This window comes from Levilactobacillus tujiorum (assembly GCF_012641185.1).
GTDB lineage: Bacteria > Bacillota > Bacilli > Lactobacillales > Lactobacillaceae > Levilactobacillus > Levilactobacillus tujiorum.
Window position 1 is genome coordinate 44556 of record NZ_JAAXLK010000004.1, and the last position, 15860, is coordinate 60415.

A 15860-nucleotide genomic window follows, 5' to 3' on the forward strand; every position below is an offset into this window, starting at 1 on the left:
AGGAGGAATTTAAACATGGCTGAACAAGTATCGATTAAGGACTTCCTGCGCAAGCGGGAGATGGCAACTAAGGAATTGAAGTTTGAGGGGTTTGCCTCTCCCTTTGTCATCACTGAGGTTTCTAACGAAGAAAATGAGAAGTTGCAAAAAGCAGCGACTAGAACCAACAAGAACCAATATGGTCAAGTTGTCCGGCAAGTCGACCAAGACAAATATGCAGATGCCCTGGTTGTGAAGTCCGTTGTCCAACCAGATTTGAATTCGAAGGAGCTTCAGGGGTTTTATGGTACCTTAGCGGACCCACTTGGTACTCTTAAAAAGATGCTTTCCATGGGAGAATTGACTAAGTTGGTTAAGGCGGTAAACACGCTCTCTTTAGGAGATACTTTGGAAGAGAAGGTTGACGAAGCAAAAAACTAATCAAGTCCGGTAAAGGGCAGGAGTTCACCTATTACCACTACGCCATGTTTGAGTTTGGGTGGCTACCTGACCAGTGGGCCAGCCTTGATACAGACGAAAAAGCATTGGTCATTGCCGGAATTGATAACCGAATTGAACAGGAACAGAAAGCACAAAAACAAGCAGAACGAAAAGCCAGATCATAGCGACCTGGTTTTTTAGTTTATGGAGAGGAGGTGGAGTATGGGAGAAACAGTTAGCGCAACAATTAGAATTAACGATGCGTTCACATCGACATTGAATAAGTTAAAGGCCGGTCTTGGTAGTAGCGCTGATGCCATGAATAAGCTGAAAGGAAACGCAGCAAACAATGGTGGAGGTGGGATGTTTAAGCAGTTCTTGGGTGCCAACGTGATCGGCGCTGGCATTACGAAAGGAATTGGTGCAATTAGTAGTGGAATTAAAAGCATGTACGGTGAACTCGATGAATCTAGTCGAGCCTGGCAGACTTTTAATGGCAATATGAAAATGATTGGTCAGGGGCCAAAACAGATTGATTCCACTCGTGGAGACTTACAGAAGTTTGCGCAACAGACCATTTACTCAGCGTCAGACATGGCCTCCACATATAGCCAATTGGCAGCTGTGGGGACTAAAAACACGACTCAGCTAGTTAAAGGGTTTGGTGGTTTGGCTGCCGCTTCATCTGATCCACAACAGGCCATGAAGACTTTAAGCCAGCAAGCGACCCAGGCCGCTGCCAAGCCGAAAATCCAGTGGATGGACTTTAAGTTGATGCTTGAACAAACTCCTGCTGGGATGGCAGCCGTGGCAAAAACAATGCACAAAAGTACTGGTCAATTAGTTAAGGACGTTCAAGACGGTAAGGTGAAGACCCAAGATTTCTTTGATGCGATTGCACAAACAGGTACCAATAAGAACTTTTCCAAGATGGCCACGCAGTACAAGACTATTGGTCAAGCGATGGATGGTCTTCGTGAAACGTTAGCCAATAAGATGCAACCGGCTTTTGATAAAGTTAGCAAGATTGGGATTAATGCTATTAGCGGTATTACCGATAAGATCGGCAACATTAACTTTGATGGGCTAGCTGATGGCATTATTGGTTTTGGTTCTAAAATAGCAGCAGGAATAGCACCATTAAAGACGGTAGCACCCTATATTCTTGGAGTTGTGGGTGCCTTTGCCGGGCTGTCTGCAATATCCGGAATATTAACTGGGATTACGGGAGCCTTTGCAAGTATTGGAACTGCTGTAACAGGTTTTATCACAAAGCTGATTGCAATACCGGCACAATTTATAAGCATCTTTAGCTCCATTGGATCAGCGTTTTCACTACTGATTTCTCCAATTGGGTTAGCTTTAGCCGCTGTGACAGTGGCAATTGTGGCGGCTGTCTACGCTTGGCAGACTAACTTTATGGGAGTTCAAAACTTTCTTACTACGATTTTTAGTAATCTCGGTACGATCTTTGCACCTTTGGTCAGTGCCTTCAATGAGTTGAAGACGGCATTGGAACCAGTAGTGTCTGCACTCCTGCCAATGTTGGGACAAGCGCTGGGCATGATTGGTGTTGGTGTAATTGTTGGGTTGGCTCTTGCCTTTGCAGCCTTTGCGGATGCTCTTCGTATCGTCGTTAGTGTTGGTGCAGCGGTTGTTAATGCCATAATGGCAATCGTTAATGGGATGATGGCATTAAAACAGGCGATGTCTGGTGACTTCTCCGGTGCGGCAGAATCATTGTCGAAAGCCAAGGACAGCATCAGTGGCATTGGGGACGCACTTAGTCATATTGGTGATAAATCCGCTACAGGAGCAGTAATTTCGGCACTTGGTGAACTAGATACGAAGGCATCTAGCACTAAAAGTAACCTTAGCAATATTCAGATTAAACCTAAGCTAGACACCTCCAATGTTTTTTCACAGATGGATCAAATGACGGCTAGCAAAACAGCAAATATCAATGTGAAGCCCCAGATTCAAGCTGGCGCTAATCCATTTCAAACAATTCAAGCACAAGCAGATTCTCACCCGGTAAAAGCTAAGGCTGAGGTTGATACATCTGGTGTAGGTAACCCGATGCAAAAGCTTCAGCAGCAGGCAAGTTCTACGCCTATCAAAACTAAAGCTGAAGTTGATACAACGGGTGTTGGCAATCCTATGGCAAAGCTACAGCAGCAAGCGTCAGCAACGACCATTAAGCCTAAAGTGGAAGCGCCAACGGTTCCAACGCCCAAGATGCCAGCTACTCAAACGCTACATGTGAAAGTAGCTACACCTAAAGTACCAGCACCTACCATGCCGTCGTCCTTACCAACGCTACATGTGAAAGTTGCAACACCACACATTCCAACACCTACTAAGCCAACGATTCCAACTATACCAGCACCACACGTTATGCGGCCTTCAATGGCAGGAGTTGTATCAGCAGTTGCAAGCGGGATGCGTGCAGCAGCGGCAGCTGCACGTGCTGGGGGTGCTGGTATTTCAGCTGCCGTTCGAAGCAGTATTGCAAGTGCAGTAGCCGCGGCTCGCGCTGGAATTGGTGCAATGCATTCAGCTGGTTCGATGATTGGCGCTGGGTTAGCCGCTGGTATGCGTTCTCAAGTAGGTGCAGTAGCTGCGGCTGCTAACGCGCTTGTTGCACAAGCGAACCGTGCCGCTCGGGCTGCTGCAAGTATTCACTCACCATCAAAGCTTTTTGCTGAAATTGGTGATTATATGGGACAAGGAATGGCACTTGGCATGGATGGAACCGGTTCATTAGTTGCAGCTTCTGGTGCCAGCATGGCTCACACTGCTGTGGCCGGTGCCCAGGGCGCCATAATGCCTGGGTTTAATCCCAATGCTTCCACACTCGCTCACTCACCATTTGCCAGTAGTATAACGCCATATGGTGAGAACTCTAGCAGTACCACGACTAATCAGCAATCGACTGGTGGCAACATCACCATCGCTCCGGGTGCTATTCAGATTAATAGTACCGGTAAGGGCTACGAAGATGCTGAAGTCTTGGTATCGAGGCTTGAAAACTACCTGGTCAACCTAAACGAACGGAGGGGTTAAGTTGAAATTCTCGATTACTGATTCTAAGAACAAGACATTTAACCTTCCTGTCAACCCGAAGGAATTCAACATTGACGCCGCAACCGACGATAAAACAGTTAGCGTAGTCAAGTTGGGTCAGATTAATTTAATTGGTGATGAGAAGTTAAAGTCGATTGAAATTACCAGTACGTTGCCAGTTAAGACAGCTAATGTGCACTATCTTAGTACTAAGACTGTTTATAAGAATGGACAGACTTACTTGGACAAGCTCAATAAACTGTATAAGGCTAAGAAGCCGGTACGTTTGGTAATTTCAAGTACTAAGATCAGCTTCAAGGGAATCATTTCGGAGTTTAAGTATGGCATGGCGGACGGCTTTTCTGATGAGTATGCGTACACGCTTAAAATTGGCGAATACAAAGCTCACAAAGCGAAAAAGGTAAAAGCCAAGAAGAAGTCCAAAAAAACAGCTAAGAAGGGTAAGTCCCGATCTAAGCCGCCTAAGAAGGTGGGACGAGGGTCTAAAGTGACTGTGAATGGTCGCTTACACCGCGATTCTGCTGGCAATGGACCGGGAGCAACTGAACGAAATGCCACACGAAAAATCAGCTTGGTTGCTCCCAATGCTAAATATCCATACCACATTGCTACCCTCAGTGGTGGCGCTCGTGGCTGGGTATCTAAGTCAGCAGTAAAGGCGGTGTAATGATGACAGTAACTATGTTCACGATTAAGACCCCAGGGACTAAAACAACTTGGGATGTTCGAGATATTTTGGAATCTGAGATTAAGTGGACGACCGACATCGACTTTGCCGCCGGTGAGCTGACTTTCAAACTGGTCGAAGTGGATGAAGGATTCACGCCAAAAAATGGTGATGAAGTCCAATTTTGCTGGGATCACAAGAAGGTCTTCCGAGGGAAGATTTTCAAGTTCGATTATGACCAGTCGGAAGTCTTTAGCATCACCGCTTACGACAACCTCCGCTACTTCAAGAATCAGGATTCACTTATTTGGCCAGTGTCGACTATCTCACAGCGATTCACGAAAGCAGCTAAATTGGCCGGGGTGCCACACAAAGTTGTGGATAAATCAACGCATAAACTGGTAGCTGAGGTTTGCGATAGTAAATCTTACTTTGACATGCTGAAGGATTCGTTCAAGGCGACGCGCCGGGCAACCGGCCATCGCTATTTTCTTTACTGCAATTATGGGACCGTTGAGTTACGCCGAGCTCCATTTAAACGTATGAAGTATTATATGGGGGACGGCTCCTATCTTACCGGCTTTAGTTACTCACGGAGCATTGAGGATGTCGCCAATATAGTCCGAGTCGTTCGAACAGATAAGAAAAAGAAGCAGCAGACCTCTTCCACATCTAAGGTTAAATTGACCTCAGCTCAGAAGAAGGCGGCAGAAGTTAAAAACACCAAGCTGACGACCATTACCAAGAAAGGGAATTCCGTTGAGCGGTGGGGGAAACTTCAAGTAGTCGAAAAAGCTAAGGATAAAGCTAACGCGGCCCAGATGAAGGCCAAGGCGGCTAGCATTTTAAAGTCGAAGGGCAAGCAGGCTCACACGCTCAAACTGGACGTGCTTGCTACCTTGAACATGATTCCGGGTAATGAGTACCCAGTTAAGATTAAGTCGCTGAAGGACATCGGCGTAGGAACAAAGTACCTCCTGATTACCAAGGCCACCCATACTTTTAGTGGGACGACTGACCAAGCCGAATTAGAAATGAAGGTGCGTTGGTAATGGCTGGTGAACGATTACTAGACATGATAAAGGGTCGAGGTGGCTCAGATAGCGATTACGCCGATATTGTGTTTGGTACGGTGATCAGTGAGTCACCGTTGCAGATTCAGATTTCTAACCAGATGGTTCTTACTGATGCCTTTCTGAACCTGAGTGATAATGTGACCGACCATGAGGTGAAAATGAAAATTGATGGTGATACCAAAACCGTTACCATTCTAAATGCTTTAAAGAAGGGCGATGGTGTCACTATGATTCGCCAAGATGGCGGGCAACAATTCTATGTACTAGAGAAGACGGGAGGTGACGAAGATGGATGATGAAGAAGAGATTGAATTGGATGTCGAGGATGAAACGGACGATGACCTTGAAGAAGAGACGTTACCCAGCCGTACCTATCTAGTTAAGAACGGTCGAATTCAATCAATGATTGATGGCCGGGAAGCAATGGTTCAAGCCATTGATAAAATTCTTCGAACGGAACGATTTGTGTTTCCCATCTATACCGAGGACTACGGCAATGACTTTAATGAGTTGTTGGGCAAAGATTTTGATTACGCCGAGGTTGAAGTGGAACGGATGCTAGAAGAAGCCATGTATGCGGATGACCGGGTAACCGATGTGCGTGTTGATGATGTTCAAAAGATGAATTCAACTACGCTAATGGTAAGTGGTACCGTCGAAACTATCTTCGGCACTGTTCCGATTGAAAGTGAGGTGACATTAGGTGAATCCACAGACGTTGATTGAGGCGCTGCAGGCTCAGGATTTTGATTATTGGTTAGACAAAATGCTAGACGAAGTTCCAGAAACGGTAGACACCCGGGAAGGGTCAATTATCTACGATGCAATGGCTCCAGCTGCAACAATGTTGGCTGAGAGCTCGCTGCAAGAAGCAGAAACCGTTAAACAGATTTACAAGTCTACAGCTGAGGGAGAAGCCCTTGACTGGCACGCAACCGATAGTGGAACAGCGCGACAAGCAGCCACCACAGCGCAAGTGACGGCCAAGTTTACTGACAGTAATGGGGAGCCTATCCATAATGTTGAAGTAAGCGACCAGTTTGCGAGTGTGAGTGATGACCCTATTTTCTACACGGTCACGACTGTGAATGAAGATGGGACGGCTATTTTAACCGCTGATGTTGCGGGGACCGATCCTAATAGTTATCTGGGTCAGATTATACCAGTTACTCCGAATGACGCGCTTTCTTGGGCTGAAATCATCGAAGTATCGGTACCGGCCCGAGATGATGAAGACGATGACCATCTTCGCGAACGGCTATTGTCACCGAATAACTACATTGCCTATGGTGGAAACGTAGCGGATTATGCTGACATGTTGGCTAAGATCACTTCTGTTGGTGCTGGTCAAATTTACCCAACGTGGCAAGGCGGAGGCACAGTTAAGCTGGTTATCTTGGATAATGACTTGTTACCCGCTAGTAAAGAACTGATTAAGCAAGTTCAATCACGGATTGATCCGACACCCGAAGATGAGGGTTATGGGCTGGCACCAATTAATCATGTGGTAACAGTGGTCGCTCCAGAAGTTCTTAAAATCAACGTGACCTCCACAGTCAGCTTGTCTCCTGATGCAATGCTGGGAGTCGTAACCGGTAAGATTAAGAGTGGCATTGCAACTTTTTTTGGCAAGCTCCGTGAGAAGTGGGCCACCCTTGATAGTAAGACTGGTCGGGGGTACTCGCTGACGGTTTATCGGTCCCAGCTGCTAGCCGAAGTGATGAAGATTGAGGGTGTGGTGAACGCTTCACTCCCAACGCTAAACGGTCAAGAAGAGGATGTATCGTTAATTTTCACTAACGAGCTATCTCAGTTGCCAGAAGTTGGTGAGGTGATGATTAGTGAGTAGATTGGAAGACTTTAAGCCAGATTATTACGATGGTGTTTTGGAAATGAATGCCTTATTAGATGCCGAACAACCAGCCTTCGATAGTGTGGAGGCAGATGTTCAGCGTCTTTTACTGAATAAATTTGTTATGAAGGCCGATAGTGATGGTTTGAGTATTTTCGAATATGAGTTAGACATTGATACAGATTTAACCAGAACATTGGAGTCACGGCGGTATGACATTCTGGTTCGACTGCTTCCGGCGCGTCCGATTACGTTTAAGTATCTAAAAGATTTGCTGAAGTCATTTAATATTCCGGGGGAAGTCTTCCGGGATGTAGTTAAAGAAACCGTAACTACAGTGAGTCAGTGGGATGACATTAGTTGGGAACAGATTCACCGACTGCAATACCTACTGAACGTGTATCTCCCGGCCAACATGGTATACAGCGTTACTACAGAAGCTGAGGCCCGGGTTCAATGGGGATTGGTTTTATTCACTGGTACAACGTATTCTGTGGAGACCAGTGTACGTCCCAAGTTGGACTATTCGGCAACCATCATGGAAAGACTTCGCTACGGTGGCGGTTCACAAGCCATTATTGAAACCACAGTAAATGCAAAGAAGGAGGGGATGTGAATTGTCAAAATACAATGACACAATTTTAACGACCGAGGGCACCCGGCTGGCAACTTTAGCTGCCAATGGCAAGACACATTATGTCATTACTCGGGCCGTGGCCACGGGCGATGATTTAAGTTATCTGACTGACGGGCAGTTAGCAGCACTGACTAAATTGCCGAACGAAGTTCAAGAGGGCTCAATTGTCGAACAGGTCGATGATCCTAGTGGGAGCGATGGGGTCATTGGTACCAGAGTGCAGTTTATGAATCAAGGATTGTCTAAGTCTTATAGCATGAATGCATTGGGCGTTTACGTTAAAGAGGACGGACATGATCAAGAGGTTCTTTTCTCAGTCATGACGGCTGAAAGTCAGCATGCACAATACATGCCAGACTTTGCCGATAAAGTTGTTTTGAGATTTGGTATTACTATTTTTGTGATTGTAGGTGACAAAACCAATGTGACAGTAAAGCTAGATCCTGATGGGTTGGCAACTATTAAGTTTGTGGAAGATGCCATTGCTAGAATTCCTAAGCCAGATATGACCGAGTATTATAGCAAGAAAGAATCAGACGACTTATTAAGTAAGAAAGTCGCTGATAATGGCGACGATTCCATGAATCTCAATGGTAAGCGCATTATGCCGGCTAATGATGCAAATATGTTTCACCGTAGTCCTGATACTGGGGCAGTGGCTGAGTCCGGTAACTTTCCTGGGTTACAAGTAAAGGGGGTATCAGTCGCTACCCGCGACGATTTGAAAAGCATTGAAGCAAGTGCTTGGCGTGTCTTAACCGGGAGTAGTGATTTTTTAAACCCGTTTACCTTGTTATATCGGATCCACGATGACCAGAAATATATGGACGCAGTAATTGGCGGCACGGTTAAGGACAGTAATTCGGTTGGCGGGAAGACCGTAGTTGACCTTACACAATTGGTTGAAAAAATTACAAGCCTTTCAGGATCGATTGTTAATGATGTTGTCAGTAACGGCAATTCAAAGTTGGCTTTTTCCGGAGCAAAAATAGTTACGCCGGAAAATAAAGCATTCACTATTGGAGCTACCTGTAGCACTCTTGGGACAGATAATGACACTTTTTTCAAAATTAGTTATTCAAAATTAATTTAAGGAGGAACAAAGATGCCAATTTATTATGTAAAACCAAATTCAGATAACAAGTTTCCAGATAAGAACACTACACCTGCGCTTGAGCAGGCAGATGGCTTACGAGCAGTCAATATCCCAACTACCTCGGTGCAATACTTCACGCGCTACTGGTGGATGTATGCATTCAAGAGTAATGATTCGCAAGAAGTCACAGCTCCGGGTAACTTACCCAATTTGGATATTGATTACCTGCAAGGATTGATTGACCAGCAAGGCGAACAAGCCGAAAAGCGGGACAAAACCATCGAAGGCTTGCAAACAGCTCTGGGAAGTGCCACAAAGGCTCAAGTAGAAGCCCAGCAGCAATTCGTTACTACGCAAGAGCAATTTCAAAAGCAATTCGTCGGCCTGTCACACCAAATTGTGGCAGTACAAAAGCAAATCGCAGCTAAGGCAGAATAGGAGGAATCATCATGGGAAACAATCCATTTTCAGCACCAAACATTGAAGATGCTAAGTTGTATGCTTCATGGGGGCTAGACATTGGCTATATGGTCAATTGGTGTATCACACCAGACCAGTACAAAGAACTGACTGGCAAGGATTATCAGGTACCCACTGAAAATGACTAGTGAGGTGCTTTTATTATGGATGGAAAACTTTATGAGCATTACAAGAAAAATCAGTTTTGGTTTTGGTCGGCAGTTGAGACTTATGCGATCGCGATCGTGTTTATCATTCAAGTGAATTTCTTCGATTTGAAACCCCCAGCACATACCGTGTTGGGTTTTTTAGATGACCCTGTTTCAATTTTTATGATTGCAGTCATCGGAACATTTACAATGGTTTACTCAATCTGGGACTTCCACTGGTTCTATGCCCGACCGATTATGATTGGTTGCCTAGTCTTTGTGTGGATGTCCTTTTTTCTGGGTTTCTTGATTCATGATATGGAGATGGGCGCGTTGATTAGTCCGGGCGCCGTGCTGACGGGCGGGGTAATTTGCCGAATTGTTAGCTATGCTTTTACGGGGGATGATTAGGATTAGTGATAAGGTGTTCACTGCCATTCTCTCCGCAATTTCCGCGATTGCAGTTGGATATGTTCCGGTTTGGGTGGCAAGAATCAATGCCGGTAAGCCCCCAACCAAGACTGATGAGATTAAGCGGCTTAAAAGGGAGAATGAACGGTTAAAAAAGGAAAACGAAAAATTAAAGAAACGAGGCGAGTAGTATGGATTATATCCAACAACTCAATCTAGGAACGACGGCCGAATTGATGTTAACGATTCTGGTCGTTTTTGTTTTGACTCAAGCAATTAAGCAGACCAAAATCCCCAACCAGTACATGCCGTGGCTATCGATGGTTGTGGGTGTATTGGTCGGGCTTTTGTCGGTGTTGGTAACAGCTGATCATAACTACTTATCAGGAGCTGTGATGGGACTCTTGGTAGGTGGCTTTACATCAGGGCTGTTTGATGGCTTCAAAGGATTTCAGATTAAGGAAGGTGACAAGAAGTGAGCTATCCAATCAATCGCAGTTATGAACTGGGAACCAATCAGGGGGCGAGTGGTAAGGCGTCCAACCAATATATTATTGCTCATGATACGGGGAATGATAACAATCGGGCTGTCGGGTCTGCTAAAAACGAAGCATCCTATATGCGAGGACATTGGCAATCCGCATATACCCATGCCATTGTGGACGATCAAGGTATCTACATTGTTGGAACCCCGGGTTATATTGCTTATGGGGCGGGGAGTCCAGCAAATGAACGTAGTCCGTTCCAAGTTGAATTGGCTCATGTGGATAGTCAGAAACGCTTCAATGAATCATACAAGCGCTATGTATGGGTTATCCGATATTATGCCAAGAAGTATGGTATTCCACTCACGCTGGACGGCTCAGGCAAGGGAATAAAGTCCCATAAGTGGGTGAGCGATAATTTATGGGGCGACCACCAAGATCCCTATGCCTATCTTCGTAAGTGGGGAATTAGTAAGGCCCAGTTTGCTAAGGATTTGAAGAATGGTGTCGGTGGTTCGGCTTCCACGAAGAAGCCAACGTATTTGACCGCGGCTAAGCAGGTTGAGGCGATTACGTCGGTAACGCGGTACCACGATAAGGCTTTTAAGAAGAAGGAAAAGAAGTTTGAAAAGGGAACTATTTTTGATATTGACAAGGTCGTGAAATACGGCAAGATAACCCGATTACAACTTGGCAATGGGCTATATATCACATCCAATGCGGATTACGTCAAGAAAATTAAGTAAACGAAACCCACTCAGTCCTTAATTGGATTGGGTGGGTTTTTATGTATTGTCCCTCGCACGAATGTAACCATTTCTGTAACCAATTTTGATGGAACCTACTATTATATAAGGTTTTATACCTCTTTCTATGCGTTCTTCTTGGCCGCATCATAGTTTAAAAAGTTGGCGATTTGAGATTATCTCAAGTCACCAGCTTTTTTTGTGGTCACCAAGCAGGGCTATTTTCAGTAAATCAACAGGCAAAGTGAATTCCATGAAAATGAAAGCAATACAGAACAAATTGAGTTTGAGACGTATTTCAACTGAAATCTGCGTTTAGTTTGCAACCCAAGCAAAGAACTTGCATCTGCGTGAAAACGAACTAGAATGCGGTGTTGGAGCCTTAAGAGTGACAAACTTAATGGCTTACATGACAAACAGATAACAATTTCGCTACGCAATCGTTTTCACCCGAAATAGGTCTTCAAAAATCACTGAGAAGGGCGTAATATTGGAAATTAAATCGGGATTAATGAAAACTTTCAAGCAAAATGCCTGACAAAGTCAGACAAGGGCGTTATAGTAGTTATCCTGTGTCTATGATTGACAAAATTCTAAAAGGAGGTCGGCGCATGAACGACTTAACTAAGGGCAATTCCCTCAAACTCATTTTCTTTTTCACAATTCCACTTTTAATTGGTAACCTGTTTCAGCAATTATATAACGTTTCTGATACCGTGGTTGTGGGGCAAACCTTAGGCGTTAAAGCGCTGGCCGCGGTTGGAGCGACTGGTTCCATCAACTTTTTAATCATTGGATTTGCACAGGGCCTGACAGCTGGACTGGCAATTATTACGGCCACCCGGTACGGCGCCCGCGACTATAAGGGTGTGCGACAGTCCTTTGCAGCGAGCATTGTCATTTCGATTTTAATGACGATCGTCCTGACGGTTTTAGCCTTAACGTTTGTTGATCCGATTCTGCATTTAATGCAGACACCTGCCTCAATTTTTAACAATGCTAGAATCTTTATCAGTACTATCTTTGCTGGGATTTTTGCCTCCATGGCATTTAACTTACTTTCAAATATCATTCGGGCCTTAGGCGATTCGCGAACGCCCCTCATCTTCCTGGTAATCGGGACGGTCGTTAACGTTTTGTTAGAGCTCTTGTTCATTCTGGTCTTCCACATGGGCGTAGCTGGCGCTGGTTGGGCAACCGTTATCTCACAAGTTATTGCATCCTTGCTCTGTGTGGGCTACATTGTGCGGTCGATTCCATTGCTACACATCTCCAAGGCAGACTTTAAGATTGATTTCCGGGAACTGTGGGATCATTTCTCTACTGGAATGCCGATGGGCTTCCAACTTTCAATCATTGCGATTGGCACCATGGTTATGCAAGCCGCGTTGAACTCATTGGGAACCGACTCTGTGGCTGCTTCGACGGCTGCGTCAAAGGTTGACCAACTGTGCTCACTGCCAATGTCATCTTTTGGGGTTACAATGGCGACCTTTGCGGCTCAAAACTTTGGCGCTGCGAAGTATGGTCGGATCATGGAAGGCGTTAAGAAGACGTTATGGTTATCGGGGAGCTTTGCTATTTTTGCCGGTGGCCTCGTCATCTTCTTCGGTAAGCCAATCGTGACGTTGATTATTGGAACGGCCGATGAAAATGTGATTCGGCTATCACAAACGTACTTTAACATTATCGGGAGTAGCTACCTGTTACTGAGTGTCCTGTTTATCATTCGGAATACCCTCCAAGGCTTAGGCCGCCGGGTATTGCCAACCTTGGCCGGGGTCGGAGAGCTGACCATGCGGATTTTTGCCGCTATATTTATGGTCGGAACATTCGGCTATGCCGGGGCAGTTTCCGCAGAACCATTGGCATGGCTAGGCTCCTGTGCAATCCTGATACCATCATGGATTCGGGCCATCAAGCAACTTCGGAACCTGCAACGTTCTGTTGATGTGGTTGAAGGACGAGCAGATGACCAGTTGGCTCCAGATGCACCTGAGGAGACGACTGCGGCCGCTAAATTATCGCCGACAGCACAACCTAAATTAGAGTCTTAGTATCAGGCGTGATACACTAGAGAAGATCGTGATGAGCGGTCTTCTCTTTTTTTTAGTTAAACGTGAGTTAACCTTTAATCAAGGAGTGCATTTACGACATGAAGAACTTCATTTTTGATATCGACGGAACCCTACTGGATACTGAGGCGATGTACATCAAGTCTTTGCAGGCCATCTTGCATGAACAGGGGATGGATCGCCCGTATGCAGAGTTAGCGACGACTTTTGGGATTCCCAGTAAGGACGCCTTGATTCGGTTAAAGGTACCGAATGTGGCGGAAGTCTTAGCTCTGTGGGGGCCCCGTACGCAGGATTACCGGGAGACGGTGGCCGTTTATCCGGGTGTGAAAACCGCTCTGCAACAGTTGAGAGCGGCTGGTGCTAACCTGGCAGTGATGACCTCCAAGCAAAAGTTCGAATATAAGCGGGACGTGGTCGGCAAAGGCTTAGCAGACTACTTTACGCAGCACGTGATTGCGGAGGACGTTGCCCATGGCAAGCCGGCGCCTGACGGTATTCTGCTAGCGATGCAGCGTCTGCACGCGGATCCGGCGACCACCATCTATGTTGGGGACACGGACTATGACGTTCAGGCGTCTAAAGCGGCTCAGGTGACCTTTGGCTTTGCCGGCTGGAACGGCAAGCAACCAGCAGGATTTACCCCGGATGTGACCTTTAAGCAGCCCCAGGATATGCTGAAATTGCTGTAAAGTGGTGGTTTATCCCGTTTTGTGCTATATTTGACCCAGACGGTAGATTCCTATCGTTAAGGTTACAACAAAAAGGGGTGGCAGAATGTTTGCCATAATCGTCACAGGCCACGGTGAATTTGCTCGTGGCATCTTAGAGAGTGCCGAGATGATCTTCGGTAAGGCGCAGAAAGTTGCTGCTGTCACGTTGACAGCGGATGAGAGCGTTGAAGATTTGGTGAATCATTATCAGACTGCAATTCAAAGTTTGCAGCCAGCTTCAGATTTTTTGTTTTTGGTGGACTTATGGGGAGGATCACCATTTAACGCGGCGCAGCAAATTGTTGCGCAGGCGCCTGAGCACTATGGATTACTGGCCGGACTTAACTTGCCAATGTTAATTGAGGCGCTGGCGGTTCAAAAGCAGCCGTTGGCTACCGCAATTCCCCATTTGGAGCGCGCCGCACAGGCGGGAATTCGCCGTTTGGACGTCTCACAGACGCCACATGATGATATTTAATGAGATTCGGTAAGCAGACTGACCCTCTGAACAGGGATCGGTCTGCTTTTTTATTGCGGTGGATGTTTGACGGGCAAGGTGATCTGCGAGCGATGTAGCGGGGCGGTCGGCGTTGCGAAGACACGGTAACACGACGTTAGGGAACGCGACAGGTGCAGCTGAGATTGCAGATCCATGGATAATCACCCACTGATTAGTTATTTGTTAAGCTCACTTTAGCAGATTACTAACGGTAATTCACGTGAGTCACCTTACAAAGATTTTTATAACGCGATCTGAATGTCTTCATTCAAGAATTAACCAAAAAACGTGATCACCCCAGCCGTTAGTTGTCAGGGTGATCACGTTTGTCGTGGTGAACTTTTTAGTTAGTCGATGGTGATTTGGTCGCGACCATGGCGCTTGGAGTAGTACAGATTTTGATCCGCGCGCCGATACAGATCTAATTGATTTTCGTCAATCGTCTGCAGGGCCGTCACACCCGCTGAGATGCTGATATCAATGTCCTGGCCAGCATAATGGAAGGCTTGGTCATGGATCATCTGGGCAATCGCCTTGGCGTGGTCAGCGGCCTGAGTTGTTGTGTAATTTTTGAAAATAATGGTGAACTCTTCGCCACCCGTACGGTAGAGTGTCAAGGTGGGGTCGATCGTTTTCAGCTGCTTGGTGATTAGGCGCGCGACGTTGCTTAAGACGTAATCGCCGGCTAAGTGCCCGTACGTATCATTGACGTGTTTAAAGTGGTCAATGTCAAAGAGCATGATGGTCAGCGGAATCTGTTGCGTCTGAGCGTACTCGAAGGCTTGGCCAAACTCGTTCTTAAAGGCATAGTAATTGTGAACGCGCGTCAATTCATCAAAGTTCGTGGTGTAAGTGAGATGAGCAAGTGTGTTGGCGCCATCCAGAACGGAATTGATATAGACAAAGGTGATCGTCATAAAGAAGAAGCTGAAGAGAACTTCCCAAGCAACCGCGGCGTAGGTGAGTTCAAAACGAAACTTGATGTCGGCCCACATCGCCACGGCGAAGACCAGATTAACGAGCGTATAATCGCAAAAGTTACGCCATTGGCTGGCATGACGGTGTTTTTTGATAAAGGTCATGGCAAAGTAAAGGCCAAAGTAAGTGAGCGCAAATAACCAGGACAACCCGATAGTGAGGGTGTTGTTGATACTCATATAGGCCAAGATCAGAATTCCCAATTGCCAGGGGCGCAGGTTCAACTCCAAGAAATAGCTGACGAAGATCACGGCAAAGACTTGGAAGTTAACGAAAACCCAACCGTTAGTAGTTCCCTCAACGGAGAGCTGGGTCACGATAATCAGTAACATGATGTAAATCACGCCGACGATCGTCTGAATTCGCGTGGGATTGACATCTTTGTGCCGTTTTTCAAGATGTTTAATTAATTTGCTAGAAATAAACCAGTAGAACGTGAGCACACCCAATAAGAAGAACACGCTGGTGAGGGCGGGTGTCACAAACCATTGTGACCAAGTCATTTGTCGT

General features: G+C 46.0%; 18 protein-coding genes. 17 read left to right on the forward strand and 1 reads right to left on the reverse strand.

What is annotated here, in order from left to right; translation table 11 throughout:
• Window positions 1–15 precede the first annotated feature (15 nt).
• The 17 genes from HF569_RS02880 (at window position 16) to HF569_RS02965 (ending at window position 14351) form a co-directional block, all read left to right on the forward strand.
• Window positions 16–420, forward strand: a complete 405-nt coding sequence (locus HF569_RS02880; RefSeq protein WP_168901244.1) for a phage tail assembly chaperone — start codon at window positions 16–18, stop codon at window positions 418–420.
• Between the two features lie 222 nt (window positions 421–642).
• On the forward strand, window positions 643–3486 hold the full coding sequence (locus HF569_RS12330; RefSeq protein WP_211089599.1) for a tape measure protein: 2844 nt from the start codon (window positions 643–645) through the stop codon (window positions 3484–3486).
• 1 nt (window position 3487) lies between these two features.
• A complete protein-coding gene (locus HF569_RS02895; protein WP_168901245.1) occupies window positions 3488–4174 on the forward strand; it encodes a hypothetical protein in 687 nt (228 codons plus the stop codon).
• 2 nt (window positions 4175–4176) lie between these two features.
• Window positions 4177–5226, forward strand: coding sequence for an XkdQ/YqbQ family protein (locus HF569_RS02900; RefSeq protein ID WP_168901246.1), 1050 nt, complete (start codon window positions 4177–4179; stop codon window positions 5224–5226).
• Window positions 5226–5546, forward strand: coding sequence for a DUF2577 domain-containing protein (locus HF569_RS02905; RefSeq protein WP_168901247.1), 321 nt, complete (start codon window positions 5226–5228; stop codon window positions 5544–5546). Before HF569_RS02900 ends, HF569_RS02905 begins: the two co-directional genes overlap by 1 nt.
• Window positions 5539–5976: a DUF2634 domain-containing protein gene (locus tag HF569_RS02910; RefSeq protein ID WP_211089600.1), complete on the forward strand. Its 438-nt coding sequence runs from the start codon at window positions 5539–5541 to the stop codon at window positions 5974–5976. Before HF569_RS02905 ends, HF569_RS02910 begins: the two co-directional genes overlap by 8 nt.
• The gene (locus HF569_RS02915) at window positions 5954–7099 is read left to right on the forward strand and encodes a baseplate J/gp47 family protein (RefSeq protein ID WP_168901248.1); all 1146 of its coding nucleotides are present in this window, start codon (window positions 5954–5956) and stop codon (window positions 7097–7099) included. Before HF569_RS02910 ends, HF569_RS02915 begins: the two co-directional genes overlap by 23 nt.
• A complete protein-coding gene (locus HF569_RS02920) occupies window positions 7092–7718 on the forward strand; it encodes a putative phage tail protein (protein WP_168901249.1) in 627 nt (208 codons plus the stop codon). Before HF569_RS02915 ends, HF569_RS02920 begins: the two co-directional genes overlap by 8 nt.
• 1 nt (window position 7719) lies before the next feature.
• Window positions 7720–8832, forward strand: a complete 1113-nt coding sequence (locus HF569_RS02925; RefSeq protein WP_168901250.1) for a hypothetical protein — start codon at window positions 7720–7722, stop codon at window positions 8830–8832.
• 12 nt (window positions 8833–8844) lie between these two features.
• Window positions 8845–9273, forward strand: coding sequence for a hypothetical protein (locus HF569_RS02930; protein ID WP_168901251.1), 429 nt, complete (start codon window positions 8845–8847; stop codon window positions 9271–9273).
• Window positions 9274–9284: 11 nt separating this feature from the next.
• Entirely contained in the window at window positions 9285–9443 is a 159-nt protein-coding gene (locus HF569_RS02935; protein ID WP_168901252.1) for an XkdX family protein, read from the forward strand.
• Between the two features lie 15 nt (window positions 9444–9458).
• On the forward strand, window positions 9459–9854 hold the full coding sequence (locus HF569_RS02940; protein ID WP_168901253.1) for a hypothetical protein: 396 nt from the start codon (window positions 9459–9461) through the stop codon (window positions 9852–9854).
• A gap of 191 nt (window positions 9855–10045) precedes the next feature.
• Entirely contained in the window at window positions 10046–10333 is a 288-nt protein-coding gene (locus HF569_RS02945) for a holin (protein ID WP_168901254.1), read from the forward strand.
• Window positions 10330–11085, forward strand: a complete 756-nt coding sequence (locus HF569_RS02950) for a DUF5776 domain-containing protein (protein ID WP_332870952.1) — start codon at window positions 10330–10332, stop codon at window positions 11083–11085. Before HF569_RS02945 ends, HF569_RS02950 begins: the two co-directional genes overlap by 4 nt.
• 611 nt (window positions 11086–11696) lie before the next feature.
• Window positions 11697–13142 carry an MATE family efflux transporter gene (locus tag HF569_RS02955; protein ID WP_168901255.1) on the forward strand — a complete coding sequence of 482 codons (1446 nt, stop codon included), beginning with the start codon at window positions 11697–11699 and terminating at the stop codon, window positions 13140–13142.
• A 98-nt stretch (window positions 13143–13240) separates the two neighbouring features.
• On the forward strand, window positions 13241–13852 hold the full coding sequence (locus HF569_RS02960) for an HAD family hydrolase (RefSeq protein ID WP_168901256.1): 612 nt from the start codon (window positions 13241–13243) through the stop codon (window positions 13850–13852).
• 85 nt (window positions 13853–13937) lie between these two features.
• Window positions 13938–14351: a PTS sugar transporter subunit IIA gene (locus HF569_RS02965; protein WP_168901257.1), complete on the forward strand. Its 414-nt coding sequence runs from the start codon at window positions 13938–13940 to the stop codon at window positions 14349–14351.
• Window positions 14352–14719: 368 nt separating this feature from the next.
• On the opposite strand, the gene HF569_RS02970 is transcribed toward HF569_RS02965, so the two are convergent.
• Entirely contained in the window at window positions 14720–15853 is a 1134-nt protein-coding gene (locus HF569_RS02970; protein ID WP_168901258.1) for a GGDEF domain-containing protein, read from the reverse strand.
• Window positions 15854–15860: the final 7 nt, after the last annotated feature.